The organism is Polaromonas sp. P3_B1, from assembly GCF_056402935.1.
Genome location: NZ_JBFUGK010000017.1, coordinates 52,538 through 77,845 on the forward strand (window position 1 = coordinate 52,538; position 25,308 = coordinate 77,845).

General features: G+C 63.9%; 31 protein-coding genes and 1 tRNA gene. 17 read left to right on the forward strand and 15 right to left on the reverse strand.

Annotated features, from left to right (window positions below; genetic code table 11):
* Window positions 1–3: 3 nt before the first annotated feature.
* Entirely contained in the window at window positions 4–564 is a 561-nt protein-coding gene (locus AC1DXS_RS11860) for a prolyl hydroxylase family protein (protein ID WP_477737693.1), read from the reverse strand.
* A gap of 30 nt (window positions 565–594) precedes the next feature.
* On the reverse strand, window positions 595–1,506 hold the full coding sequence (locus AC1DXS_RS11865; RefSeq protein WP_477737694.1) for a LysR family transcriptional regulator: 912 nt from the start codon (window positions 1,504–1,506) through the stop codon (window positions 595–597).
* Window positions 1,507–1,650: 144 nt separating this feature from the next.
* On the opposite strand from AC1DXS_RS11865, the gene AC1DXS_RS11870 reads away from it, so the two are divergent.
* Window positions 1,651–3,117, forward strand: a complete 1,467-nt coding sequence (locus AC1DXS_RS11870; protein ID WP_477737695.1) for an MFS transporter — start codon at window positions 1,651–1,653, stop codon at window positions 3,115–3,117.
* Here the strand turns inward: AC1DXS_RS11870 and AC1DXS_RS11875 are convergent.
* Entirely contained in the window at window positions 3,080–3,919 is an 840-nt protein-coding gene (locus AC1DXS_RS11875; protein WP_477737696.1) for a DMT family transporter, read from the reverse strand. The two genes, AC1DXS_RS11870 and AC1DXS_RS11875, sit on opposite strands and share 38 nt — an antisense overlap.
* A gap of 244 nt (window positions 3,920–4,163) precedes the next feature.
* On the opposite strand from AC1DXS_RS11875, the gene AC1DXS_RS11880 reads away from it, so the two are divergent.
* Window positions 4,164–4,358, forward strand: coding sequence for a hypothetical protein (locus tag AC1DXS_RS11880; protein ID WP_477737697.1), 195 nt, complete (start codon window positions 4,164–4,166; stop codon window positions 4,356–4,358).
* Here AC1DXS_RS11880 and AC1DXS_RS11885 read toward each other — a convergent pair.
* The 7 genes from AC1DXS_RS11885 to AC1DXS_RS11915 all read right to left on the reverse strand — a co-directional run bounded on the left by AC1DXS_RS11885 (window position 4,352) and on the right by AC1DXS_RS11915 (window position 9,184).
* Window positions 4,352–5,062 (reverse strand): helix-turn-helix domain-containing protein, encoded by a 711-nt coding sequence (locus tag AC1DXS_RS11885; RefSeq protein WP_477737698.1) that lies wholly within the window; start codon window positions 5,060–5,062, stop codon window positions 4,352–4,354. The genes AC1DXS_RS11880 and AC1DXS_RS11885 overlap by 7 nt on opposite strands.
* Window positions 5,063–5,072: 10 nt before the next feature.
* Window positions 5,073–6,122 (reverse strand): lipoyl synthase, encoded by a 1,050-nt coding sequence (gene lipA / locus AC1DXS_RS11890; RefSeq protein WP_477737699.1) that lies wholly within the window; start codon window positions 6,120–6,122, stop codon window positions 5,073–5,075.
* A 79-nt stretch (window positions 6,123–6,201) separates the two neighbouring features.
* Complete coding sequence (lipB, locus tag AC1DXS_RS11895; protein ID WP_477737700.1) at window positions 6,202–6,888, reverse strand: lipoyl(octanoyl) transferase LipB; 687 nt, start codon at window positions 6,886–6,888, stop codon at window positions 6,202–6,204.
* Window positions 6,889–6,910: 22 nt separating this feature from the next.
* Entirely contained in the window at window positions 6,911–7,237 is a 327-nt protein-coding gene (locus AC1DXS_RS11900; protein WP_477737701.1) for an HP0495 family protein, read from the reverse strand.
* Window positions 7,238–7,250: 13 nt separating this feature from the next.
* A complete protein-coding gene (locus tag AC1DXS_RS11905; RefSeq protein WP_477737702.1) occupies window positions 7,251–8,150 on the reverse strand; it encodes a D-amino acid aminotransferase in 900 nt (299 codons plus the stop codon).
* Window positions 8,151–8,210: 60 nt separating this feature from the next.
* Window positions 8,211–8,741, reverse strand: coding sequence for a DUF2062 domain-containing protein (locus AC1DXS_RS11910; RefSeq protein ID WP_477737703.1), 531 nt, complete (start codon window positions 8,739–8,741; stop codon window positions 8,211–8,213).
* Entirely contained in the window at window positions 8,738–9,184 is a 447-nt protein-coding gene (locus tag AC1DXS_RS11915) for a DUF4149 domain-containing protein (protein WP_477737704.1), read from the reverse strand. The genes AC1DXS_RS11910 and AC1DXS_RS11915 overlap by 4 nt, the downstream gene beginning before the upstream one ends.
* A gap of 194 nt (window positions 9,185–9,378) precedes the next feature.
* Between AC1DXS_RS11915 and AC1DXS_RS11920 the strand changes: the two genes are divergently transcribed.
* From AC1DXS_RS11920 to AC1DXS_RS11965, 10 genes are all read left to right on the forward strand, one after another.
* Window positions 9,379–9,879: an ATP synthase subunit I gene (locus AC1DXS_RS11920; protein ID WP_477737705.1), complete on the forward strand. Its 501-nt coding sequence runs from the start codon at window positions 9,379–9,381 to the stop codon at window positions 9,877–9,879.
* A 12-nt stretch (window positions 9,880–9,891) separates the two neighbouring features.
* Window positions 9,892–10,764 (forward strand): F0F1 ATP synthase subunit A, encoded by an 873-nt coding sequence (gene atpB, locus AC1DXS_RS11925; RefSeq protein WP_477737706.1) that lies wholly within the window; start codon window positions 9,892–9,894, stop codon window positions 10,762–10,764.
* A gap of 67 nt (window positions 10,765–10,831) precedes the next feature.
* A complete protein-coding gene (gene atpE, locus AC1DXS_RS11930) occupies window positions 10,832–11,095 on the forward strand; it encodes a F0F1 ATP synthase subunit C (RefSeq protein WP_007868969.1) in 264 nt (87 codons plus the stop codon).
* Window positions 11,096–11,169: 74 nt separating this feature from the next.
* Window positions 11,170–11,640: a F0F1 ATP synthase subunit B gene (locus AC1DXS_RS11935; protein ID WP_413328632.1), complete on the forward strand. Its 471-nt coding sequence runs from the start codon at window positions 11,170–11,172 to the stop codon at window positions 11,638–11,640.
* A 12-nt stretch (window positions 11,641–11,652) separates the two neighbouring features.
* Entirely contained in the window at window positions 11,653–12,183 is a 531-nt protein-coding gene (locus tag AC1DXS_RS11940) for a F0F1 ATP synthase subunit delta (RefSeq protein ID WP_477737707.1), read from the forward strand.
* 64 nt (window positions 12,184–12,247) lie between these two features.
* The gene (gene atpA, locus AC1DXS_RS11945) at window positions 12,248–13,801 is read left to right on the forward strand and encodes a F0F1 ATP synthase subunit alpha (RefSeq protein WP_477737708.1); all 1,554 of its coding nucleotides are present in this window, start codon (window positions 12,248–12,250) and stop codon (window positions 13,799–13,801) included.
* A 64-nt stretch (window positions 13,802–13,865) separates the two neighbouring features.
* The gene (gene atpG, locus AC1DXS_RS11950) at window positions 13,866–14,732 is read left to right on the forward strand and encodes a F0F1 ATP synthase subunit gamma (protein ID WP_074578722.1); all 867 of its coding nucleotides are present in this window, start codon (window positions 13,866–13,868) and stop codon (window positions 14,730–14,732) included.
* 49 nt (window positions 14,733–14,781) lie between these two features.
* Window positions 14,782–16,188, forward strand: coding sequence for a F0F1 ATP synthase subunit beta (gene atpD, locus AC1DXS_RS11955; RefSeq protein WP_477737709.1), 1,407 nt, complete (start codon window positions 14,782–14,784; stop codon window positions 16,186–16,188).
* A gap of 122 nt (window positions 16,189–16,310) precedes the next feature.
* Entirely contained in the window at window positions 16,311–16,727 is a 417-nt protein-coding gene (locus tag AC1DXS_RS11960; RefSeq protein WP_007868942.1) for a F0F1 ATP synthase subunit epsilon, read from the forward strand.
* A gap of 216 nt (window positions 16,728–16,943) precedes the next feature.
* A complete protein-coding gene (locus AC1DXS_RS11965) occupies window positions 16,944–17,087 on the forward strand; it encodes a hypothetical protein (RefSeq protein WP_413328629.1) in 144 nt (47 codons plus the stop codon).
* A 13-nt stretch (window positions 17,088–17,100) separates the two neighbouring features.
* On the opposite strand, the gene AC1DXS_RS11970 is transcribed toward AC1DXS_RS11965, so the two are convergent.
* From AC1DXS_RS11970 to AC1DXS_RS11980, 3 genes are read right to left on the reverse strand one after another with little or no spacing between them, the layout of a single operon-like run.
* Entirely contained in the window at window positions 17,101–17,643 is a 543-nt protein-coding gene (locus AC1DXS_RS11970) for a TPM domain-containing protein (RefSeq protein ID WP_477737710.1), read from the reverse strand.
* A 4-nt stretch (window positions 17,644–17,647) separates the two neighbouring features.
* Window positions 17,648–18,592, reverse strand: a complete 945-nt coding sequence (locus tag AC1DXS_RS11975) for a TPM domain-containing protein (RefSeq protein WP_477737711.1) — start codon at window positions 18,590–18,592, stop codon at window positions 17,648–17,650.
* A gap of 39 nt (window positions 18,593–18,631) precedes the next feature.
* Entirely contained in the window at window positions 18,632–19,234 is a 603-nt protein-coding gene (locus tag AC1DXS_RS11980) for a LemA family protein (RefSeq protein WP_477737712.1), read from the reverse strand.
* Between the two features lie 44 nt (window positions 19,235–19,278).
* On the opposite strand from AC1DXS_RS11980, the gene AC1DXS_RS11985 reads away from it, so the two are divergent.
* From AC1DXS_RS11985 to AC1DXS_RS12000, 4 genes are read left to right on the forward strand one after another with little or no spacing between them, the layout of a single operon-like run.
* On the forward strand, window positions 19,279–20,136 hold the full coding sequence (locus AC1DXS_RS11985; protein ID WP_477737713.1) for a hypothetical protein: 858 nt from the start codon (window positions 19,279–19,281) through the stop codon (window positions 20,134–20,136).
* A gap of 40 nt (window positions 20,137–20,176) precedes the next feature.
* On the forward strand, window positions 20,177–20,623 hold the full coding sequence (locus tag AC1DXS_RS11990; protein ID WP_477737714.1) for a YybH family protein: 447 nt from the start codon (window positions 20,177–20,179) through the stop codon (window positions 20,621–20,623).
* Between the two features lie 24 nt (window positions 20,624–20,647).
* Window positions 20,648–21,622, forward strand: a complete 975-nt coding sequence (locus tag AC1DXS_RS11995) for a YheT family hydrolase (RefSeq protein ID WP_477737715.1) — start codon at window positions 20,648–20,650, stop codon at window positions 21,620–21,622.
* A gap of 24 nt (window positions 21,623–21,646) precedes the next feature.
* The gene (locus AC1DXS_RS12000) at window positions 21,647–22,231 is read left to right on the forward strand and encodes a DUF2946 family protein (RefSeq protein WP_477737716.1); all 585 of its coding nucleotides are present in this window, start codon (window positions 21,647–21,649) and stop codon (window positions 22,229–22,231) included.
* A 63-nt stretch (window positions 22,232–22,294) separates the two neighbouring features.
* Here AC1DXS_RS12000 and AC1DXS_RS12005 read toward each other — a convergent pair whose 3' ends face one another.
* Complete coding sequence (locus tag AC1DXS_RS12005; protein WP_477737717.1) at window positions 22,295–23,164, reverse strand: c-type cytochrome; 870 nt, start codon at window positions 23,162–23,164, stop codon at window positions 22,295–22,297.
* 233 nt (window positions 23,165–23,397) lie between these two features.
* Between AC1DXS_RS12005 and AC1DXS_RS12010 the strand changes: the two genes are divergently transcribed.
* A tRNA-Arg gene (locus AC1DXS_RS12010) sits at window positions 23,398–23,473 on the forward strand.
* A gap of 674 nt (window positions 23,474–24,147) precedes the next feature.
* Here AC1DXS_RS12010 and AC1DXS_RS12015 read toward each other — a convergent pair.
* A complete protein-coding gene (locus AC1DXS_RS12015; protein ID WP_477737718.1) occupies window positions 24,148–24,885 on the reverse strand; it encodes a hypothetical protein in 738 nt (245 codons plus the stop codon).
* Between the last annotated feature and the right edge of the window lie 423 nt (window positions 24,886–25,308).

The following is a 25,308-nucleotide window of genomic DNA, read 5'->3' on the forward strand; positions in this document are numbered from 1 at the left end:
GGTTCAACTGGCCGGCGGCGTGTTCTTTCGGTACATCACATCGGTGCGCAGGACATACTTTGTGCCGCTGGCAATGGGCGCGCCCTGGTGCCTCATGGCATGGGGAAATACCAGAGCCATCCCCGTGGACGGCTTGATGATCTCCCACTGGAATTCGGTGTTCCCGCCTTCATAGCCTTCATTGAGGTAGATGATGAAGGTCAGCAGGCTGACTTCGTCGTCGCTCTTGAAGTAGAACCCGTCCTTGTGCCATTTGAAATACTGGCCGGGAACATAGCGGTAAAACCGGAAGCGCTCGTTGAACCCTGACAAGGTCCACTGGTCGAGCACATCCGGAAGCAAAGGCCGCGCGCGTTCAAACAGGGTTTGCGCGAGCGCAGGATCGTCAAAAACAATCCGGTCGTTGTTCCTGATTTCGCGAGCTATTTCAGATCCATTGGCGGTCTGGATGGCGGCCTCTTCATAGCCGGTTTCCTCGCTGCCGCCGATGTAGACGGCGCATTCCTGCGGCGTCAGGAATTCCTTGAGCGTGAACAGGCCTGCGCCGTGGCTGATCTTTTCCATGGGGGACCCGTTGTTTTTTGATGGGCCTGATCATAGAGCCGGTTCGGTGTCGTGCCCCGCGCACACCTCGCGCACGCAAGCGCGCAGCCAGCGGTGCGCCGGATCGGCATCCAGCCGTGGGTGCCACAGCAATGACACGGTGAACTCGGGCGTGGCGACGGGCAGGGCAAAGCTCAGCATGCCGGCGCGCAGCTTGCCGGTATGGCGCTCGGGCACGCTGGCCACCAGGTCGGAATCGCCGGCCAGCACCAGCGCGGCCGAAAAACTGCCGACGATGGCGGCGACGTCCCTTTGCAGGCCCAGGGGCGCCAGGGCCTCATCCACCGCCTCGGCGCCCAGGCCGCGCCGCGAGACGGCGATGTGCCGGGCGGCCGCATAACGGGCGGGCGTGATCTCGCCTTCAGCCAGCGCATGGCCAGCGCGCACGACGCCTATAAAGCGGTCGCGAAACAGCGCCTGCACGCGCAGCTCGGGCGCCGTGGCCTTGCCGATCACACCGGTTTCGAGATCGACGTCGCCGTCGCGCAGCGGCGTGCTGTCCTTGTCGAGCTTTTGCACAAAACACAGGCGCACGCCGGGCGCTTCGGCGCCTATGCGGGCCAGCAGCGCGGGCCCGAAGTTTTCCACAAAACCTTCGCGGGTGCGCAGGGTGAAGGTGCGCACCAGTTGGGCCAGGTCCAGCTTTTCGGCGGGGCGCAGCACGGCTTCGGTGTCTTGCACCAACCGGCCGACCCGCTCGCGCAGCTCAATCGCCCGGGGCGTGGGAACCAGGCCGCGCCCGGCCCTGACCAGCAGCGGGTCGCCCGTGGTCTCGCGCAGGCGGGCCAGCGCCCGGCTCATGGCCGAGGGGCTGAGCCGCAAACGCCTGGCCGCACCGGCCACGCTGCCTTCGGCGAGCAGCACGTCGAGGACCACCAGCAGGTTGAAATCAGGCATGGACATGCCCGCACCATAGCGCATCTGCACCTGGCATGGCGTCAAACGCACGAATAAAGTGCAAATGCTGCGTCTTCCGCTACGCCATGCAAAAACCTACGCTTGAGACAACCCTGTTCCGGGCCTTGTCTCAATAAGAAAGCGGAGTCCATGTCCAAGCCAATTCATACCCAATCCGATGCCGGTGTGGCATCACCGCCCATGCAGCCCGCGGTCCGCTGGGCGCTCGCCAGCCTGTCGCTGTCCATGTTGCTGTCCTCGCTGGGCACCAGCATCGCCAATGTGGGCCTGCCTACGCTGGCGCTGGCCTTCAATGCCTCTTTCCAGGAGGTGCAGTGGATAGTGCTGGCTTATCTGCTGGCCATCACCACCTTGATCGTGGGCGCCGGGCGGCTGGGCGACATGCTCGGACGGCGGCGCCTGTTGCTGGCCAGCATCGGCCTGTTCACCGCGGCGTCGCTGCTGTGCGCCGCTGCGCCCACACTGGGACTGCTGGTCGCGGCCCGCGCGCTGCAGGGCCTGGGCGCCGCCGTGATGATGGCGCTGACCATGGCGTTTGTCGGCGAGACGGTACCCAAGGCCAGGACCGGCAGCGCCATGGGCCTGCTGGGAACCATGTCGGCGGTGGGCACCGCGCTCGGCCCCTCGCTGGGCGGCGTGCTGATTGCCGGCTTCGGCTGGCGGGCGCTTTTCCTCGTCAATGCCCCGCTGGGCCTGCTTGCGCTGCTGATGGCCTGGCGCTACCTGCCGCCGGATCGCAAGGCCGGGGCCGGCAAGGCTGGCTTCGATACCGTGGGCACGCTGCTGCTGGCCCTGGCGCTTGCGGCCTATGCGCTGGCCGTGACACTGGGGCGCGGCAGCTTCGGCTTGCTCAATATCGCGCTGCTGCTGGCGGCGGCCCTGGGCGCGGGCCTGTTTGTGTTGGCCGAAGCACGCGTTGCATCGCCGCTGGTCCGCCTGGCGATGTTTCGCGACCGCGTGCTGAGCGCCAGCCTGGTGATGAATGTGCTGGTCGCCACGGTGATGATGGCGACGCTGGTGGTCGGGCCTTTCTATTTGTCCCGCGCGCTGGGGCTGGGCTCGGCCATGGTGGGGCTGGTGCTGTCGGCGGGGCCGGTGATCTCCGCGCTCAGCGGGGTGGTGGCGGGCCGGCTGGTTGACCGCCTGGGTGCGCCGGCCATGGTCGCCTTGGGCCTGGCCGCCATGGTGGCGGGCTCGGCGGCGCTGTCCGTGCTGCCGGGCCTGTTCGGCCTGGCGGGTTATATCGCCGCCATCGCCGTGCTGACACCCGGCTACCAGTTGTTCCAGGCCGCCAACAACACGGCGGTCATGGCCGACGTGCAGGCGGACCGGCGCGGCGTCGTCTCCGGGCTGCTCAATTTGTCGCGCAACCTGGGCTTGATCACGGGCGCTTCGGTGATGGGCGCGGTGTTCGCGTTGGCTTCGGCGGCCAGCGATATCAGCGCCGCGAATCCCGCAGCGGTGGCGACGGGCATGCGCATCACCTTCGCGGTGGCGACTGTGCTGGCAGCCGTGGCACTGGCCCTGGCGCTCGCAAGCCGCACATTCGCGGCACGCCCTAGCGTGCCCGCGTGCCCAGCACCGCCGCGCCTATGATCATCGCCGCCGCCAGGCCTATGCTCCAGCTCAGCGCGCGGCCGCTGACTCCCATCAGCAGCGCGGTGGAGCCCAGCGGCGTGAGGTAGCTCAGGATGCCTATCTGCCGCGCGTCGCCGAGCTTGAGGGCTTTGTCCCAGAGGAAAAACGCCGCGCCCAGCGGGCCCAGGCCCATCACGGCCAGCAGCAGCCAGTCTTGCGCCGACAGGGCCGCCGCCGGCTCCAGCACCCAGTGGCACAGCAGCGAGAGCAGGCCCGACACCAGGCCGAACAATCCTATGGCCGCCGTGGGAAAAGCTGCGACGCGTTTTGTCATCAGCGAGTAGCTGGCCCAGATCAAGGCCGAGCCCAGCGCCGGCAGATAACCCCATGACCAGCCGCCCGTTGCGGGTCCGCCGGCGGCGCCCAGGATGGCAATGGCCGCGCCGGCAAACCCCAGCAGGGCCGCGGCCACATGCACGCCGCGCAGCCGCACGCCGCGAAGAAACAGCGGCGCCAGCACCACCATGAACAGCGGCCACAGGTAGTTGACCAGGTTGGCCTCGACGGCGGGCGCATGGCGCAGCGCGATAAAGAGCAGGAAGTGAAAACCGAAAAGGCCGTAGATGCCCAGCGCCAGCGTGGTGGCGGGAATCTTCCATAAGGCGCGGTCCCGCAGCACAAAAGGCAGGGCCAGCAGGCTGCCGACCAGCAGCGCCACACCGGTCAGCAGAAAAGGCGGCACATGTTTGAGCGACACGCCGAGCGAGGCAAGCAGGGCCCAGAGGGCGATGGCGCCCAGTGCATAAAGATTGGCAGGCATGCCGCGAGCATAAAAGCCGCCGCGCGGGGCATCGTCGCGCAACGACGCTGTTCCAGCGCGTAACGACGTTGAAGGGCCCGTGCCCGGCCATGTGCGCCTGCCGTCCTACAGGAATGCCTACATCCGGTAACCAGTTTCACCTGGCGGGCGTGTGGCAGACACCTCCCGGGCGCGGGTGGCGCGTTCAATGAGGGTGCAGATGTTCTGACAACAAACCGAGGCTCGCAGCCTCAAGGAGACCCTCATGAAAAAGCTTTCCATCTTCCTGCTCTCGCTCGTGGGCTTTCTGGCCTTGTCGGGCTGCGTGGCCTATCCCGTGCCTTATGACAACGGGCCGCATTACCGCGGCGGCCCCGGCCCGGGTCCGCGCTATGACCGTGACGGCGATGGCGTGAGCGACCGCTACGACCGCCGGCCCAACAACCCCTACCGCTATTGAGTCAGGGAAGCACTTGACTGCCGCCTGAGCGCGGCCGTCAGTGCCGAGGGCGAGTGGTAGCCGCAGTGCAGCGCGGTATCGGCCACGCTCATGCCGCGGCCGCGCAGTTGCAAAGCCAGCTCCAGGCGTTGCCGGCGCAGCCAGTGCATCACGCTGAGGCCGGTTTCGCGCCGGCAGCGCGCGGCGAACTGCGTAGGGCTTAAAAACACCTGGGTGGCGAGCTGCGCCACGCTGAGCGGTTCGTGCAGGCGCTGCTGCGTCCAGGCGGCCAGCTGCTCCCAGTCTATGGGGCGGCGGTAGCGTGTGGTGCGCGGCGCATGCTGCGCCAGCGGCTGCCAGGATTCCAGCAGCAGGGCCGGGCCGTAATGCTGGGCCAGGCTGCCGCGCTGCTGCAGCGCGTGGGCCAGGTAGTTGCCAAGGGCCAGGGCTTGCGCGGCATGGGCTGGGTCGGGGGCGCAGCGCGCCCAGCCGGCGTGCGGGGTGTCCAGCACGATGCAGCGGCTGCCTTCGCGCGATTCGAAGTCGTGGTGCTCGCCGGGCGCTATCACGCAGCCCTGGCCGGCCGCGACGCGGCGCCCGCGTCCCTGCACCTCGAGTTCGAGCACGCCGTCCAGGCCCAGCAGGACCTGGAAATGCGGGTGCGCATGGCTGCCGTGGGAGGCGCCGTAGCGGCGCAGCGACAGGGAGCCTTGCGGCGCGTTCATGTTCCGTGTATCAAAGGGCGGCAGCCGCCGCATCGGCCTTGTCGGCCACGCCGGCGGCGTGGGCCTGCTGGTCGGCGTGGTAGCTGCTGCGCACCATGGCGCCCACGGCGGCGTGGGTAAAGCCCATCTTGTAGGCTTCCTCTTCGAACATCTTGAAGGTGTCGGGGTGCACGTAGCGGCGCACCGGCAGGTGGCTGGTCGATGGCGCAAGGTATTGGCCGATCGTCAGCATGTCGATGTTGTGGGCGCGCATGTCGCGCATGACCTGCAGGATTTCCTCGTCGGTCTCGCCCAGGCCCACCATGATGCCGCTCTTGGTCGGCACATCGGGGTGCAGGGCTTTGAACTTCTTGAGCAGGTTGAGGCTGAAGGAATAGTCGCTGCCGGGGCGCGCTTCTTTGTAGAGGCGCGGCGCGGTTTCGAGGTTGTGGTTCATCACGTCGGGCGGCGCGGCTTTGAGGATTTCAAGCGCGCGGTCGTCGCGGCCGCGGAAGTCGGGCACCAGGATTTCAATCGTGGTGGCGGGCGAGAGCTCGCGGATCTTCTGGATGCACTCGACAAAATGGCCGCTGCCGCCGTCGCGCAGGTCGTCGCGGTCCACGCTGGTGATCACCACGTACTTGAGCTTGAGCGCCGCGATGGTTTTCGCCAGGTTCATCGGTTCGTTGACGTCCAGCGGGTCGGGCCGGCCGTGGCCGACGTCGCAGAACGGGCAGCGGCGCGTGCACTTGTCGCCCATGATCATGAAGGTGGCCGTGCCCTTGCCGAAGCATTCGCCGATGTTGGGGCAGCTGGCTTCTTCGCAGACGGTGTTGAGCTTGTTCTCGCGCAGGATCTGCTTGATCTCGTAAAAGCGCGTGGTCGGGCTGCCGGCCTTGACGCGGATCCAGTCGGGCTTCTTGAGCATTTCGCCCTGCACCACCTTGACGGGGATGCGCGAGAGCTTGGCCGCGGCCTTTTGTTTGGCCAGCGGGTTGTAACCTTCCAGGGCCTGGACGTCGCGGACCACGGGGTTGGAAGAGGGCGTTGTCGCCGCGTTGACGATCTCTGGTGTGCTCATGGTCAATGCCGTTCGAAATCCGCTCATTACCGGTTGCGGCCGGGGGCTTGGACAGGCTCAGCCCGAACGGAAAAAAAGATCAGGGTGCCAGATACGTCGCGAGTTTCTGCCCCAGCACGTCCGCAGCCTCCTGCCACGTGACGGATACGCCAATTGTACGGAGGTCCGTGGTTTCCAGCCCCACATAGCCGCAAGGGTTGATGCGCGAGAAGGGTTCCAGGTCCATGGCCACATTGAGCGCTACGCCGTGGTAAGTGCAATTGCGGCTGACCTTGATGCCCAGGGCGGCGATTTTGCCCAGGCCCCGGAAGGGATCGGCCGGGTGCAGTGGGCCGGTAAGCGCGGCATGTGATGCGGGGTCGTCCAGGCGCACATAAATACCGGGCGAGCCGGCCACGCGGTGGCCGGTGACGCCGAAGTGCGCCAGGGTCTTGATGACGGATTCCTCGATGCGGTAGACGTATTCCTTGACGTAGTAGCCGGCGCGCTTGAGGTCTATCAGCGGGTAGGCCACGACCTGGCCGGGTCCGTGGTAAGTCACCTGGCCGCCGCGGTTGGTCTGCACCACCGGGATGGCGCCGGGATTCAGGACATGGTCCGGCTTGCCCGCCAGGCCCTGGGTATAGACCGGCGGGTGTTCGCAAATCCACAGCTGATCGGGCTCGCCCTCGGCGGCGCCCGGGTGGCGGGCGGCCGTGAAGGCTTGCATGGCTTCGTAGGTGGGCAGGTAGTCGACCCGGCCCAGGTGGCGTGTTTCAGCCTGCATTTGCGGCTTCGATCGAGCTTGGTTAGAGAACCACCTTGACCATGGGGTGCGTGGACAGCGTGCGATAGAGCTCGTCGAGCTGTTCGCGGCTGGTGGCGGTGACGGTGACGGTGACGCCCAGGTATTTGCCGCCCTTGCTTTCACGCAGCTCTATGGTGGAGGCGTCGAAGTTCGGGTCGAACTGGTGCGCCACCGAGGTGATGGCGGCGACCAGCCCATCGACCTTGTGGCCCATGACCTTGATGGGGAACTGCGAGGGGTATTCGATCAGCGACTCCTGGCGTGCGGGCCCGGAGCCGGGGACGCCGATGATGTTCGGGTTGTTCGGGGTATCGGGAGAGGTGGTCATGGCAAAGGTCCTTTCAGGCCTGTTTGGCACGCTGGTATTGCGCGTACAGCTTGGCATAGATGGGGCCTGGCTTGCCCTTTTCCAGGCCGTTGCCCACGGGCTGGCCGTCCAGCAGGGTCACGGGCAGCACTTCCTTGGTGGCCGATGACAGCATGATTTCGTCGGCGGCCAGCACTTCGGCGCGGCTGATGCGGCGCAGCTCAAAAGGGATGCCGGCAGCGCGGCAGATTTCTTCGATCAGGCCGAAGCGTATGCCTTCGAGCACCAGGTTGTCCTTGGGCGGGCCCAGGACCTTGCCGTCCTTGGCGATCCAGACATTGCTCGAAGCGGCTTCGCTGAGGTAGCCGCCGCGAAACATCACCGTTTCCACCGCGCCGGCATCGACGCTGATCTGGCGTGCGAACACCGCGCCCAGCAGGCTGGTGCTTTTGATGTGGGCCTTTTCCCAGCGGAAGTCGTCGGCGGTCACGCAGGCCACGCCGGCTTCGCGTTGCTGCGGGCTCGGCAGCTTCATGGTGTTGGCCATCGCGAACACGGTGGGCGTGAGGCCGGGCAGCATGGGATGGTCGCGCATGGCGACGCCGCGGCTGAGCTGGATATAGACCAGCTGGCTGCCGCTTTCGGCCGGTGTGCCGGTGGAGAGCGCGTGGGCAGCGATCAGCTTCAAGGCGACGGCCTGCCATTCATCGCGGGTCATCGGATTGGGAATGCGCAACTCGGCCAGGCTGCGTTCCAGGCGCGCCATGTGCTGCTCAAAACGAAACAGCCGGCCGCCATAGGCCGGCACCACTTCGTACACGCCGTCGCCGAAGATGAAGCCGCGGTCCATCACGCTGATCTTCGCGTCCTTGAGGGGGGTGTATTCGCCGTTGAGGTAGCAGGGCGTGTCGGGAAGGCTGGAAGGCGTGGTCATGGTGAGCTGAAGAGAGGGAAATAAAGAAGAATAAATGCCCGATTGTCCAGGGTCCGGCGTTTAACGGCGGCGGCGCTTGAACCAGATGCGCAAACGCCAGGCCAGCTTGACCAGCAGGTAACCGGTGACGGAACCCAGCACCGCGAACGAGCCCATGCCCAGTATGGCAGGCCCGCCAAACGAAGCCAGCCAGCCGACGACACCCGCGCCCTCGGACATGGGCACCGGCGGCGGCGCATCGAGCAGCAGGCTGCCGGCCTGGTAGGCCAGCCAGAGCCAGAAGCCCACGGTGAAGGGGTTGGTGATGAAGGTGATGCCGACGGCGACCGGAATATTGGCGCGCCACCAGACGCTGTGGGCGGCGGCCGCGACGATTTGCGCGAAGGGCAGCGCAAAGGCCCAGAAGATGCCGATGGCCGCGCCGCGCGCCACGGCTTCATGCTGCAGCCGCCACAGCTGCGGGTCCAGCAGGCGGTGCGCCACAGGCCTGAGCCAGGGGTGGGCGGCCAGCGCCTCGCGGGTCGGCACCGACGCCTTCAGGCGCTCCAGCCAGCCGGGTTTTTTTCGGAGTTTGGGCCGTGCCTTTTTCACGCGAGAAAGATGACGGCGGCAATCGCCAGCGCGCCCAGTGCGAGGTTGGCCATGGCCAGGGTGGCGATCTGCCCGGTGCGGCGCCCGCCTTCGGGCCAGTCGGATGCGGCCACGGCCTGCTTGAGGCGGCGATAGGGGCCGAAATACAGGTGGCCGAAGAGCGCGAACATCAACAGGCCCAGGCCGAACATCAGGTGCCAGCCGGTGGGGGCGCTCTTCATGCCGACCGCCAGCAGCATGGCCAGGCCCGTCAGCAGCAGGACCGCGATGCTGAGCCACACCGCGACGAAGAAGCGCCGCAGGACCTGCATGATCAGCGGCAGGCGCTGCGGCGGGGGGAGTAATTCGGTAGCGGCAGGGCGCAGCGCGAACAGCATGAAGGAAATCCCGCCCAGCCAGGCAATGGCGGCGGCGAGGTGCAGGAATTTCATCAGGGCGTGCATGGGGGATCTTTCAGTGCGGCGTTGTGGGCCGGCCCATTGTGAACCACCCCTGGTGCCCGCTCCGGCGCAGGCGTGAGAGGCCCCTAATTCACCCGCAAGCGGGGTTTTTTATGGGGTCCGGGGGTTTCTACGTATAATCAAGGGCTTTGCTAATAGCGGCCCCTGTAACTTTCCCGTAATTTGTAGGTTTCAGAATGACAAATTCGGTGAATTCGGCGACGGACCCGGTCCCCCGGGCAGTTACATATGAGCTTGAGGCGGACGACGAGGGTTTCAAGCCCCTGACGCGTGAAGAAGCCCAAAAGCTTCGTGCAACGAGTCCGTCGATCTCCCCCTGGTCGGTATTGGCGGGACAACTGGTGGTTGGGGTTCTGGTGGCGTGTGCCGCCTGGGCTTTGACGGGCCAGCGGTCCGCCGGCTGGTCGGCGCTCTACGGAGCGCTGGCGGTGGTGATTCCGGCCGCGCTGTTTGCGCGCGGCTTGACCGGCAAAGTGTGGTCCATGAACCCAGGCACTGCGGTGGCTGGGTTCTTTTTGTGGGAAATGGTCAAGATCGCCTTGACGGTGGCAATGTTGTTTGCCGCGCCAAGGCTGGTTTCGATGCTGAGTTGGCCGGCCATGCTGGTCGGCCTGGTGGTGACAATGAAAACGTCCTGGCTCGCGCTGTTGTTCGCGGTCAGGAAAAACAAACTTTGAGGCGTGCAATAAATGGCTGCTGAGAATGCTGCTGGACATGGCGGTCCAACCGCCGGTGAATACATCGTTCACCACCTGACGCACTGGCGCAACAAGGAACTTGTTGGCCCGTTCGATCTGAGCGTCATCAATATTGACTCCACCATTTTCACCATTTTGCTGGGTGTGATCGGCTGCTTCCTGCTCTGGAAAGCCGCCCGCAAAGCCACTTCCGGCGTTCCCGGCCGTTTCCAGGCCGCGGTTGAAATCCTGGTTGAAATGGTCGACGCGCAAGCCAAGGGCATTGTGCACAACGCCCAAAGCCGCAAGCTGGTCGCTCCGCTGGCTCTCACCGTGTTTGTCTGGATTTTCCTGCTGAACGCCATGGACTTGCTGCCGGTCGACCTGCTGCCGGTGCTGTGGGCCTGGGTTTACGGCGCTGCCGGCCATGATGCGCACCACGCCTACATGCGCTCGGTGCCCACCGCCGACCTTTCCATCACCATGGGCCTGTCCATGGGCGTGCTGATCACCTGCCTGGTCTACAACGTCAAGATCAAGGGTGTGGGCGGCTGGATCCACGAGCTTTTCACCGCGCCTTTCGGCAACCACTGGGCGCTGTACCCCTTCAACTTCCTGATGCAGGTCATCGAGTTTGTCGCCAAGACGGTCTCCCACGGCATGCGACTGTTCGGCAACATGTATGCCGGCGAACTGATTTTCCTGCTGATCGCCCTGATGGGCGGCGCCTGGTCGCTGTCGGCGACCGGCATCGGCCTGGCCATCGGCCACATCATCGCGGGCTCGGCCTGGGCGATTTTCCACATCCTGATCATCACGCTGCAAGCTTTCGTGTTCATGATGCTGACGCTGGTGTACATCGGCCAGGCGCACGATCACCACTGATCAGTTGTTCCCGTTTTCGTTTTCAGTTTTTCTTTTTCTCTCGTAACCAAAGTCCTAAGGAGTCATCATGGAAGTTATTAGTTTTGTCGCTCTGGCCGCTGGCCTCATCATCGGCCTGGGCGCAGTTGGCGCCTGTATCGGTATCGGCATCATGGGCAGCAAATACCTCGAAGCAGCTGCACGCCAGCCTGAACTGATGGGCGAACTGCAGACCAAGATGTTCCTGCTGGCCGGTCTGATCGACGCGGCTTTCATTATCGGTACGGGTATTGCACTGTGGTTCGCCACTGCCAACCCCTTCCTGGCGCAAATCGCCAACCTGCCCAAGTAAGCATTGATCAAAGTCCCAAGAATGTCATTCCTTCGGGTCGGCCTCTGGTTGGGCCCCAAGGGAAAGGATGAGCAGTGAGCATTACCGGTACCCTTATTGTCCAGCTGATCGTTTTCCTGATTTTGGTCGGGTTCACGATGAAGTTTGTGTGGCCACCCATCGCGGCGGCCCTGGATGCGCGCGCGCAAAAAATCGCTGACGGCCTTGCTGCTGCCGACAAAGCCAAATCCGAACTCTCCGTCGCCAACAAGCGCGTGGAAGAAGAGCTGGCCAAGTCTCGCAATGAAGCGGCCGTGCGCCTGGCTGAAGCCGAGCGCCGTGGCCAGGCCCTGATCGAAGAAGCCAAGGCCAAGGCCACCGAAGAAGGCAGCAAGATCATTGCCGCCGCCAAGGCCGAAGCCGAGCAGCAGGCCGTCAAGGCCCGCGAAGCGCTGCGCGAGCAGGTAGCCGCGCTGGCCGTCAAGGGCGCCGAGCAGATTCTGCGCAAGGAAGTCAATGCCGGTGTGCATGCTGACTTGCTGGGCCGCCTGAAGACCGAACTCTAAGCGAGCACCAACATGGCCGAACTAGCCACCATTGCCCGTCCCTACGCTGAAGCGCTGTTCAAGGCCTCCGGCTCTGACCTGGGCGGCACCGCCGTCTGGCTCGAAGAGCTGGCCGCCATCGCTGCGAATGCGCAGCTGCAGCAGTACGCCGGCAACCCCGGCGTCACTTCGGCGCAGGCGTTCGACGTGATTTCGGGCGTTGCCAAGACCAAGCTGCCGGACGCCGCGAAAAACTTCCTGCGCACGGTGATCGAGAACGGCCGCCTCAGCGTCCTGCCGGAAATCGCCGCGCAGTTCCGTGCCCTGAAAAACGCGCAGAGCGGTTCTTCCGACGCGACCGTCTACAGCGCTTTCGCGCTCGACGGCGCGGCGCTGGCCGGCCTGTCCGCAACGCTGGAAAAACGCTTCGGCAAGAAGCTCAATCTCCAGGTTGAGCTGGAGCCGGCCCTGATAGGCGGCGTGCGAGTCGTGGTGGGTGACGAGGTGCTGGACACCTCGGTCAAAGCCCGTTTAGAGCAAATGAAAGTGGCGCTGGTTTCCTGAGCCCGGTGCCCAGGCGCAGTCCGCAGGTTTTTAGCCAACAACATACTGAAAGAAGGAAAGAGTCATGCAACTCAATCCCGCAGAAATTTCTGAACTGATCAAGAGCCGCATCGAAGGCTTGACCGGCAGCAGCGACATCCGCAACCAGGGCACCGTGGTGTCCGTCACCGACGGTATCGTCCGCATCCACGGCCTGTCCGACGTGATGCAGGGCGAAATGCTGGAATTCCCCGCAACCGCCGACGGCACCCCCACCTACGGCCTGGCGCTGAACCTCGAGCGCGACTCGGTCGGTTCCGTGATTTTGGGCGAATACGAACACATCGCGGAAGGCGACACCGTCAAGTGCACGGGCCGCATTCTGGAAGTGCCCGTCGGCCCCGAGCTGCTCGGCCGCGTGGTGAACGCCCTGGGCCAGCCCATCGACGGCAAGGGCCCGATCAACGCCAAGATGACCGACGTGATCGAAAAGGTCGCGCCCGGCGTGATCGCCCGTAAATCCGTCGACCAGCCCCTGCAGACCGGCCTGAAGTCCATCGACTCCATGGTGCCCGTCGGTCGCGGCCAGCGCGAACTGATCATMGGCGACCGCCAGACCGGCAAGACGGCCGTGGCCATCGACGCCATCATCAACCAGAAGGGCAAGGGCGTTTCCTGCGTCTACGTCGCGATCGGCCAGAAGGCTTCCTCGATCAAGAACGTGGTGCGCGCACTGGAACAAGCCGGCGCAATGGAATACACCATCGTCGTGGCTGCCGCGGCTTCCGAGTCCGCCGCCATGCAATATGTCAGCGCCTACTCCGGCTGCACCATGGGCGAGTACTTCCGCGACCGCGGCGAAGACGCGCTGATCGTGTATGACGACCTGTCCAAGCAGGCCGTGGCCTACCGCCAGGTTTCGCTGCTGCTGCGCCGTCCGCCAGGCCGCGAAGCCTACCCCGGCGACGTGTTCTACCTGCACAGCCGCCTGCTCGAGCGCGCAGCCCGCGTGAACGAGAAGTATGTGGAAGACTTCACCAAGGGTGCGGTCAAAGGCAAGACCGGTTCGCTGACCGCGCTGCCCATCATCGAAACGCAGGCTGGCGACGTGTCCGCTTTCGTGCCGACCAACGTGATCTCGATCACCGACGGCCAGATCTTCCTGGAAACCAGCCTGTTCAACGCCGGTATCCGTCCCGCCATCAACGCCGGTATCTCGGTGTCCCGCGTCGGTGGCGCCGCCCAGACCAAGCTGATCAAGAACCTGTCCGGCGGTATCCGTACCGACCTGGCCCAGTACCGTGAACTGGCTGCCTTCGCGCAGTTCGCTTCCGACCTGGACGAAGCCACCCGCAAGCAGCTGGACCGCGGCGCCCGCGTGACCGAACTGCTCAAGCAGGCCCAGTACTCGCCTTTGTCGATCTCCAACATGGCCGCCACGCTGTTCGCCGTGAACAAGGGTTTCATGGACGACATCGAAGTCAAGAAGGTTCTGGCTTTCGAGCACGGCCTGCATGCCTTCCTGAAGGACAAGAACGCGGCCCTGATGGCCAAGCTCGAAGCCAACAAGGCCATGGACAAGGACGCTGAGGCTGAACTGAACGCGGCCGTGACCGAGTTCAAGAAGTCGTTTGCCTGATCTCGCCTGACTTCATCGTCAAGCAGGTAATTAAGCAACCCTCAGGAACCCCTTAGGAATCCATATGGCAGCAGGCAAGGAAATACGCGGCAAGATCAAATCGGTGGAAAACACCAAGAAGATCACCAAGGCCATGGAGATGGTGGCCGCCTCCAAGATGCGCAAGGCGCAGGAGCGGATGCGCGCTGCCCGTCCTTACAGCGACAAGATCCGCAACATCACGGCCAATCTGAGCCAGGCCAACCCCGAGTACACCCACGCGTTCATGGAGTCCAACGACGCCAAGGCCACCGGGTTCATCGTGGTGACGACCGACAAGGGCCTGTGCGGCGGCATGAACACCAACGTGCTGCGCGCCGTGACGGCCAAGCTCAAGGAAGTGCAGGCCGCCGGCCATGATGCCAGGGCAGTCGCCATCGGCAACAAGGGTCTCGGTTTTCTCAACCGCGTCGGTGCCAAGGTGGTGTCGCACGCGACCCAGCTCGGCGACAAGCCGCACCTGGAAAAGCTGATCGGCCCCGTCAAGGTGCTGCTCGACGCATACGCCGAAGGCAAGATCAACGCGGTGTACCTGTCGTACACCAAGTTCATCAACACCATGCGCCAGGAACCGGTGGTCGAGCAGCTGCTGCCTTTGACGGCCGCGCACCTGCAGGCCGACAAGGACCAGCACGGCTGGGACTACATCTACGAGCCCGACGCGCAGACCGTCATCGACGACCTGCTGGTGCGCTATGTGGAAGCGCTGGTGTACCAGGCGGTTGCCGAGAACATGGCGTCCGAGCAATCCGCCCGCATGGTGGCCATGAAGGCCGCAACCGACAACGCCGGCAGCGTGATCGGCGAACTCAAGCTGGTTTACAACAAAACGCGTCAAGCGGCGATCACGAAAGAACTTTCGGAAATCGTTGCCGGTGCTGCAGCGGTCTAAGCCGCCACACCCGATTTAGAGATTTAAAGAAACGAAAGAGGATCCAATCATGGCTCAAGCTCAAGGCAAGATTGTTCAGTGTATCGGTGCGGTGGTTGACGTGGAATTCGCGCGCAACCAGATGCCGAAGATTTACGACGCGCTCAAGATGGAAGGCTCTTCCCTGACGCTGGAAGTCCAGCAGCAGCTGGGTGACGGCATCGTGCGTACCATCGCACTGGGTTCGTCCGACGGCCTGCGCCGCGGTAACGTGGTGTACAACACCAACGCCAACATCACGGTTCCCGTGGGCAAGGCCACGCTGGGCCGCATCATGGACGTGCTGGGTTCGCCCATCGACGAGCGCGGCCCGGTCGACCAGACCCTGACCGCCCCTATCCACCGCAAGGCCCCCGCGTACGACGAACTGTCTCCTTCGCAGGAACTGCTGGAAACCGGCATCAAGGTGATCGACCTGGTTTGCCCCTTCGCCAAGGGCGGCAAGGTGGGCCTGTTCGGCGGCGCCGGCGTCGGCAAGACCGTGAACATGATGGAACTGATCAACAACATCGCCAAGGCGCACTCGGGCCTGTCCGTGTTCGCCGGTGTGGGTGAACGTACCCGCGAAGGCAATGACTTCTACCACGAGATGGCCGACTCCGGCGTCGTGAACCTCGAGAACCTCGGCGAATCCAAAGTGGCCATGGTCTACGGCCAGATGAATGAGCCCCCAGGAAACCGCCTGCGCGTTGCGCTGACCGGCCTGACCATCGCCGAGTCCTTCCGTGACGAAGGCCGTGACGTGCTGTTCTTCGTGGACAACATCTACCGCTACACGCTGGCCGGTACCGAAGTGTCCGCACTGCTGGGCCGTATGCCTTCCGCCGTGGGCTACCAGCCTACGCTGGCCGAAGAAATGGGCCGCCTGCAAGAGCGTATTACCTCCACCAAGGTCGGCTCCATCACTTCCATCCAGGCCGTTTACGTCCCTGCCGATGACTTGACCGACCCGTCGCCCGCCACCACCTTCGCCCACCTGGACTCCACCGTGGTGCTCTCGCGTGACATCGCTTCGCTGGGTATCTACCCCGCGGTCGACCCGCTGGACTCCACCAGCCGCCAGCTGGACCCGAACGTCGTCGGCGAAGACCACTACAACACGGCCCGCGCCGTGCAGGGCACGCTGCAGCGCTACAAGGAACTGCGCGACATCATCGCGATTCTGGGTATGGACGAACTGGCTCCTGAAGACAAGCTGGCCGTGGCCCGTGCCCGCAAGATCCAGCGTTTCCTGTCGCAGCCTTTCCACGTTGCTGAAGTGTTTACCGGCTCCCCCGGCAAGTACGTCAGCCTGGCTGAAACGATTCGCGGCTTCAAGATGATTGTGTCCGGCGAGTGCGATCACCTGCCGGAACAGGCTTTCTACATGGTCGGCACGATCGACGAAGCCTTCGAAAAAGCGAAAAAGGTGGCGTAAAGCGGCCATTTGAGCGATCCGCGTCGTTGGCGTGCTCAATGTGCATTTGCACATTTCCGCGCGCCGCCTAGCGGCTCATCTCAACTGACCACTTTCCATCCCCCTTTTTAATTGGAGTACGTATGAGCACCATTCACGTCGACGTCGTATCCGCAGAAGAGTCCATCTTCTCGGGCGAAGCCAAGTTCGTGGCATTGCCCGGCGAGGCTGGCGAGCTGGGCATTTACCCGCGCCACACGCCGCTGATCACCCGCATCAAGCCGGGTGCCGTGCGCATTGAAAAAGCCGACGGCACGGAAGAGTTCGTCTTCGTGGCCGGCGGCCTGCTCGAAGTGCAGCCCAACTGCGTGACGGTGTTGAGCGACACCGCCATCCGCGGCAAGGACCTGGACGAGACCAAGGCCAGCGAAGCCAAGGCCGCCGCCGAGGAAGCGTTGAAGAACGCCAAGAGCGACATCGACATCGCCATGGCCCAGTCTGAACTCGCCGTCATGGCCGCGCAGATCGCCGCCTTGCGCAAATATCGCCAGAAGAAATAAAAACAAGCCTTCCGGCTTTATCGCCGGATCGCAGCAAGCCCCTGCCGAAAGCCAGGGGCTTTTTTCATGGGCGACGCACGAGCACTAATCCTTTCTCACTCATGCTGTTGCGCCGGCGCCTCAGCTTAACAACTGGAAACCYTAAATCGTAGCCAGCGGGGGCGCCTCTGCCGTATCGTGGATCCAGCGATTCAACCGAAGCGACGAGGTGGGATTATGAACAGCACACTGGACAGTCTGACGTGGGACGAAGAGCTTTCGCCGCAGCGCCGGGGACGACGTTCGCTCAGAACATGGATACGCCGCATCCTGGTGGTGCTGACGGGGTTGTTTGTCCTGGGCGTCTTGCTGTCGTCCTGATCTTTTCGACTTCTTACTGCAGCAGCGGCGCGTCGGGTAGCTCATTCGCCCTGGCTGGCGCGCCATCCTCTGAGCCATGCGCCGCGAAGTGCTGCACCAGCACCGCCGACGTTTCTTCCAGCGCCTGCGTCAGCCCGTCTTCATAACGCTGTTCGCGAAACGCGGCCGCCATGCGCCCCACCATGGCCTGCCATTGTTCCGGGCCCACGTGCCGTGCCACGCCGCGGTCGGCAACGATCTCGATGGCGCGCTCGGCCAGCAGCACATAAAGCAGCACGCCGTTGTTGTGCTCCGTGTCCCAGACCCGCAGCTTGCCGAACAGCGTCACCGCACGCTGGCGCGTGAGCGCGGCGATGGAATTGTGCTTGCCGAGTCGCCGCAAATAACTCAAAGGCAGTGAAGCCTCCACGCAGATGCGAATCTCGCCGCTGTGACGCTGCTCGCTGGCCGTCACGCGTCGCGCGAGCCGTTGCAGCATGTCGGGTGGAATCGCCCGCCTCGCGTCAGAGGCGTCCAGCCAGAGGTGCTTGAGGATGGTTGTGAGCTTGTCGAGCATATGCCTACCAGTCTCCTGAGGCGCCGCCGCCGCCAAAATCGCCACCACCGCCGCTGCTGAAGCCGCCGCCGTCGCTGCTGCTGCTACCGCTGCTCCAGCCGCCACCGCCGCTGCTGAAGCCCCCGCTGGTCCAGCCGCCTGAAGATCGGCGCCCGCTGCCCAGCGAGCCCAGGCTGGCGACCAGCGCGAACACCGTGCCCACCAGGACGGCGAGTCCGGCCACGATCAGGCTGCTGGTGAAAATCCAGGCCAGCACGCCCACCACACCGCCGGTTGCCAGCGAGCCGAACTTGCGGCCCAGGATGGCGGCCGCGATCCGCCCGCCAATCGGCACGGCAAAGAACAGGAAGACGGCAAGGTCCGTCCATTCAAAACCATCGTTGTTGCCGCCACTGCTGCCGCTGCGTTTGGGTGCGGGCAGGTTCTCGCCGCTGATCAATGCAATGAGCTGGTCGGCCGCGGCATCGAGCCCGCCGGCGAAATCGCCCTGTTTGAAGTGCGGCGTGATGGCCGTGTCTATGACCTGGCGCGCCGCCAGGTCGGGGATGGCGCCTTCCAGCGCCTTGGTGGTTTCTATGCGCACCTTGCGGTCGTTCTTGGCCACCACCAGCAAAAGGCCGTCGCCTATGCCCTTGCGGCCAATCTTCCAGCTGTCGCCCACGCGCTGGGCGTAGGCGGCGATGTCTTCCGGCTGCGTCGTCGGCACCAGGAGCATCACCACTTGCGCACCGCGGCTTTTTTCAAAGGCCGCAAGCTTGGCTTCCAGCGCATCGCGCTGCGCGGCATTCAGCGTGCCGGTGCTGTCCATGACGTGCGCCGTCAGCGCCGGCACCGGCTGCACACCGTCCTGCGCCCATGCCGCCAGCGGCAGCCAGGCGGCCAGCAGCAGGCCTGATACCAGGCCCAGCACCAGCCGGACGCCGTTGCGAATGGGTGGTAGGGGAAACATCGGACGCTGCACGGTAAGGTCGATGAGGTCCGCCGCGCTTTATTTTTTGTTGAAATCCACCACCGGCGGCGTGGAGATCTGCGCCTCGTTCTGCACCGTGAAGTTGGGCTTGACCTGGTAGCTGAAAACCATGGCTGTCAGGTTGCTGGGGAAGCTGCGCGTGAGCACGTTGTACTCCTGCACGGTCTGGATGTAGCGGTTGCGCGCCACGGTGATGCGGTTTTCCGTGCCTTCGAGCTGCACGCGCAGGTCGCGAAAGCCCTGGTTGGCCTTGAGGTCGGGGTAGCGCTCGCTGACCACCATGAGGCGGCTCAGTGCGCTGCCCAGCTCGCCTTGCGCGGCCTGGAATTTGCTGAAGGCGGCCGGGTTGTTCAGGGTTTCCGGCGTCACCTGGATGGAGGTGGCCTTGGCGCGCGCCTCCACCACCTTGGTCAGCGTATCCTGCTCGAAAGCGGCTTCGCCCTTGACCGTGGCCACGATATTGGGCACCAGGTCGGCGCGGCGCTGGTACTGGTTCAGCACCTCGGACCAGGCCGACTTGGTCTGCTCATCCAGCCGCTGGAAGTCGTTGTAGCCGCAGCCCGAGAGCAGCAGGCTCAGCAGGGCCGCGAGGGTGAAAGTCAAAAAGCGCGATATCGTCATGGCAATGCCTCCGAAAATGCAAGCCGCAACACTAACATAGTCGAATGTCCTTGCCCTCCCAAGTGTCCTCTTCCGGCAGTCCGCTGCAGGCCCTGCAGTCGGTCTTGCGTTCGCCGCCGCCATCCCAGGCCAAGCCGCGCCTGCTGGTGGCCGGCGCCACCGGCGTGTTGGGCAATGAGGTGCTGCGCCGCCTGGTTGGCAGCGGCCGCTATGCGCACACCGAGGTGCTGGCCACCGAGGCCATGGCAACCGGGCTGTCCGGGGTCGGCATCGCGCTGGCGGGCGTGCCCCTGCCCATAGCGCAATGGGCCGCCCGGCCGCTGCCGGCGCACACCGGGCTGGTGATGTTCGAGCCGCCGCGGATGTACTACGGACGTGAGCGCACGCTCTGGACGCCGGCGCCTTCTGAGCTGCCCGCGCTGGCGCAGTGGTTCAAGCGCTGCGGCGTGCAGACTCTGGTCGTGGTGGTGCCGCACGTCACCGGGCGCCTGCCCGACGCGCTCAAGCGCGGCCTGGCCAACCTCGACGAGCAGGCCGTCGCGGCCCTGGGCTTTGAACGCCTGCTGCTGGTGCGTTCAGCCCGCAAGGCGCAGGATGCGAGCGGGAAAAACTTTTTTGAAAAGACAGCCGGCTGGATGCTGTCCACACTCAAGTTCATGATTCCCCAGGCCGAGCAGCCGGTGCGGCCCGCCAAGCTCGCCGAGTTTGTTGATGCCGCCCTGCAGGTGCTGCCGCCCGGCACCCATGTGGCCGCGCCGGAATTGCTGTGGCAGGCCAACCAGAGCGGTAGCGCCCGGGGTGCGGAACGGCCGCCCAGCGGCATGCACGGCGTGGTCCAGGCATGGCTTGCTGCGGCGCGCAATCCCGCGCAGAATTCAGCACCTGACGCCAGACCGGATTGATGCCGCCATCTCCCTTGCCCGAACTTTTTTGATTGCCCTCATGCCCAAACCCAAAGTCCCGCCCGCCAGCAGCGGCAATGCCGATGACATCGAGGCGGCCTTCTATGACGCGCTGCAAAGCGGCGACATTGAAAAACTCATGGCCTGCTGGGGCGACGAAGACGACATCGTTTGCGTGCACCCTGGGAGCGCCCGCCTCGTGGGGCCGGCGGCCATTCGCGCGGCCTTCGACGCGATGTTCTCCAACGGCACCGTACGCGCGCAGCCCATCAAGGTGCGCAAGGTGGAGGCCATGAGCGCCAGCGTGCACAGCGTGCTTGAGCGCATCGAGGTGCTCACGGAAGAAGGCCCGCGCCACGCCTATGTCATCGCCACCAACGTGTATCACAAGACCGCGCAGGGCTGGCGCATGGTGGCCCACCATGCCAGTCCCGGCACGCCGCGCGAAATGCAGGAAGTGTCGGAAACGCCCACTGTCCTGCACTGAGCCGGCCGACGCGTGGAACCCGCCATGAACTATGCCGCGCCCTGGTGGCTCCCGGGCGGCAACCTGCAGACCATCTGGGCCGCCTTGCAATCGCGCCGCTTTCTGGGTCCGCAGCCGGTGTTTCGCCGCGAGCGGTGGGTCACACCCGATGAGGATTTCGTCGACGTCGACTGGCTTGTCACGCACGACGCAAGCCCCGCGCCCAAGCCCCTGCTGGTCGTCTTCCACGGTCTTGAAGGCTCCTCGGCCAGCCACTATGCCGAAGCCCTCGCCGATGCCGCCCGTGAGCGCGGCTGGGCCTGCGCGATCCCGCATTTCCGCGGCTGCTCGGGCGAGATCAACCTCGCGCCGCGTGCCTACCATTCGGGCGACTTTGCCGAGATCGACTGGATACTGCGGCGCTTCGCTGCACAGCACGACGGGCCGGTGATGGCTGTCGGCATCTCTTTGGGCGGCAATGCCTTGATGCGCTGGGCCGGCGAGATGGGCGCCGAGGCCCGGCAGGTCGTGGCCGGTGTTGCTTCCGTGTGCTCTCCGCTGGACCTGGCCGCCAGCGGCTGGGCCATAGGCCGTGGTTTCAACCGCCTGGTCTATACGCGCATGTTCCTCAAGACCATGGTGCCCAAGGCTCTGCTCAAGCTCGAGCAGCACCCCGGACTGTTCGACCGCGAGCGACTCCTGGCGGCGCGCGACCTGTACGCCTTCGACAATATTTTCACGGCGCCCCTTCACGGTTTCAAGGATGCCGACGATTACTGGTCGCGCGCCTCGGCCAAGCCACACCTGCACCGTATCGCCGTGCCCGCGCTCGCCCTCAATGCGCTCAACGATCCCTTTGTGCCGGCCTCCAGCCTGCCTGAGGCCGGCGAGGTGGGCCCGCATGTCACGTTGTGGCAACCGGCTGAGGGCGGCCATGTCGGTTTTCCCTCACCGCCTTTTCCGGGCCACGTGCGGGCCATGCCCTACAGCGTCACAGGCTTTCTGGCGAGCCAGCTATGAAGTGGCGCGGCGCACAATAAGCCCATGGACGACATAGTTCGGCAGGCGATCGCCAAGTGGCCCAACGTTCCCGACTGCTACGGCTGGCTGGGGCTGGACGCGCGCGGCAACTGGTATATGCGAGACGACAGGGCGCAAGCCGCCGGGCCCTTCGGCGGCGTCGCCGGTGCCGATCCGGCCCGCAACAAAGCGGCCAAGGGCTCACTGCTCAAGCATGAAAAGCTGATCGATTTCATCCAGCGCAACTACGAAAGCGACGCCGCCGGCCGCTGGTTTTTCCAGAACGGCCCGCAGCGCGTGTATGTGGAGCTTGAAGCCACGCCGCTGGTCTGGCGCATCGGTCCGGCGCCTTCGTTTGCCGTCACTTCGCACACCGGCACGCCCGCGCGCGCGCAACGCTGCGTTCTCGATGAGGCCGGGCGGCTTTATCTGGAAACCAACCTCGGCTTTGGCTTGGTCCACACCCAGGACATGACGCATGCCGCCGACGCGGTGGAGCAGGGGCTGTGGGTGCCCGAGGAACATGCTGTGCGCGACCTGCCGACACGCTTTGGCTATGTGCGCAGCCCGCAGGCGCTGCAGGAAAAGCAGCCACGCGCTGCAGCCTGACATTGGCGGACACGCATAAAAAAAGCCGGTCAGTGACCGGCTTTTTTTGTGAGGCGCAAGCGCTTACTTGGCCGCGCCCACCATGTACTGGACAACCGCCTTGATCTCGCTGTCGGAGGCCGAAGAGCCACCCTTGGGAGGCATTGCGCCCTTGCCCTTGATGGCGCTGGCGGTCAGTGCATCGACACCGGCAGCCACGCGCGGGCCCCAGGCGGCTTTGTCGCCCAGCTTGGGGGCGTTGGCCACGCCCGTTGCGTGGCAGGTGGCGCAGACCTGGCCGTACAGCGCAGGAACGGCGGCGCCGCCGGCAGCGGCCGGCGCTGCAGCAGGTGCGGCGCCCTTGTTGGCGGCGGCGAGGGCGGCCACGACGTCGGCTGGTGGGGCTGCGGCGGCCGTTGCGTCGGCGGGTGCCGAAGCGGCAGCGGCAGGCGCTTTGGGTTCGGCAAACTTGCCGCCGGCCGCTGCGGTCATGTAGACCACGGCCTTGCCGATTTCGGTGTCGTCAAAATCGCCGCCGGATTGGGCAGGCATATTGCCTTTGCCCTTGAGGGCCGAATGCCAGAGGCTGTCGAAGCCGGTCTTGATGCGCGGGGCCCAGGCGCCCGCGTCGCCGAACTTCGGTGAGCCGGCGGCGCCCGCAGCGTGGCAGCTCGCGCATTGGCCTTTGTAGACTTCTTCGCCGGACTTCAGTGGGCGGTTCGCATCACGGATTTCAACCGAGCCGATTTTCTGGATGCGCTGCGCGACGGCCTTGGCGTCTTCAGTGGCGCCGGCGCCGGGCTTGTTGGCCGAGACGACGAAATAAACCAGGCCGATGATGGCGAAAACCGGGACGACAAAAGAGAAAAAAACCGCTGCCAGCAGTTGCTGGGGCGTCTTGATCGGGCCAGTGTGGGCTTCTTCGTGGGCCGTGGTGTGGTCGTTTGCGCTCATGGCGTCCTCAAAAAACTAAAAATCGGGGGGCTATCGCGTGTTGTGGCGCGCCTGTACAGCGCTTGCTCAGCAACCTCGCATTATAACTGGGGCCTTGTGGCGCCCGGGGGGAGCGCCGTGCCTGGCTGGTAGAATCGGACGCGCTGCACGGCATGAATTGCCCGTGCCGCGCAAACTGCCCTGATTTCGCGCCCTACGGCCGCGAATTCCGGCGCAAACCGTTTTCCAGCGTTGCGGCTGTAGCTCAGTGGATAGAGTATTGGCCTCCGAAGCCAAGGGTCGTGGGTTCGATCCCCGCCAGCCGCACCACCATACCCCTGAAGCCCAGCATTCATGCTGTCCCGCGAAGCATAACCGTGCCGGAACGGCACGCTTATGCTTCATTTTTGGCCGGCACAGTTATGCTTCGGTCAATTTACAGCGCCGGTTGGTCCAAATAGAGCGTTTCCAGGCGCTCAAACCATCAAATTTCGGCACAGTTATGCTTCCAAACGGCACGGTTATGTTTCCAAACGGCACAGTTATGCTTCCGCGCGTAGAAACATGGTGCTTAGCTCGGAACTTTCTGAGAAAGGAGCGTGCGTAATGCCGCCACTAGGTGATGAAGCTGGACTAAATAGCTCTTGGGCGAAGTTCGCATTGGACCTGATGGAGCCCGAATTCGCCCCTATGCTTTCGCCGACCCGCTACATTCGCCTTCTCGGCATGGATGCGGAGTCGCTAGCTCGGAATGCACGGGTATCTGTGAGCGCATTAACCATGACTCCAGGTGCCGCCCGTATTCAAAGTCACCTTAGGGAAAACCTCCGCGTCATCAGAGCAGCATATGACGCATCAGGCGGTGATCTCCCGAAAGCGTTGGATTGGTTCCGAACAGAGCAGCTTCCGCCCTTCAGTCAAAAAACCGCAGAGCAAGCGGTTGCGGCGGGTCGAGCGGATGACGTTATTCGTCTGATTAGTTCTTTCTACGCGGGCGCAGCGGGCTAGCTAGCGGTACCGATCAGGGTGCCGTCTCTCACGGCCAGGAGGAATGCTAGTCGAGAGCTCATCGAGAGACTTGCGGCATGCAAGCCGCACCTTTGCCTCCAATCCCTGATCGCGGCTCGGCACCGATCCCTTTCCTTGCGCTGATTTTCATTGGTAGGCTGAGGATTCACCACGTTGATCAAAAGTGCATCAAGGCACAAGGCTTCCATAAGCAGCATGACCCCATGCAATCTTTTGGCCTGAAGCTGAGGTCCCTTGCTTAGATCCGCCAAGAACTGGCAGGCCGACAGTTGGCAGTCCACAAAGGCATCCATGCTCTGTGCTGCATAGCTCATCCGGGCCTCGAGTAGGTACACGACTAGGCCGACCCACTTCCCGAAGTCGGAAATGACCGCTCTCCTGTTCGCCGCAGTTTTCTTGAGGTGCCAAAACTGGCCATTTTTCGCGGCGGTTCGCTCCCCCGCGCTGTCCACTCTCGCGACAAAATGCACATGGACGCTTTCGTCCAGTGCCAAGTAAGTCGATTTCAAGCCGTTGAGATCAAGCTCCGGTTTCCAGGTTAAGAGATCCCATAACGGGGTGTAGAACACCTCGTTCGTATCAGGGAAAACCTTCGCGATGCGGGCAACCAGTGAGGTGGGTGATGCCGTAAGCGCGCCTTGCGGGACAACTTCCCCGCGCATGTACCGGGACCAGAGACCACTGGTCAAGGCAAGCCTGTGCGATTTACGCAAGAGTGCCTCCAACTCCTGCACCTGGCTCCTCCCGCTGGCCAGCAAAACGGCATGACTCCAGAAGGACACCCTGAGCCGATTAACTAGCTGGGTTTTGGGGCGACCACGCTCGTAACTATTGTGTAAAACCAAGACAAATAGGAAAAAAAGTAGTAATTTCTTTCCTATGCCATCTCATTTGTTTGACATAAAGAAAGTTCAATTTATTTTGAAAGAGTCCATGCAAAAGCAAGGCCTCCGCGTCAAAACAGCGCGGTGTTTATCAACCCCCCAGGAACTGGAAAGTGCGAGCAATCAAAATTACTGGCTAAAAGCAAAAGAGCACGAGTCTTGGCGGACTCGTGCTCTTCCCATCGGCTGCTATAGCTTTGGCCTCAACACCTAAAGTATATGGCGACCACCTTCTAAATCAAGAGGGTTGGT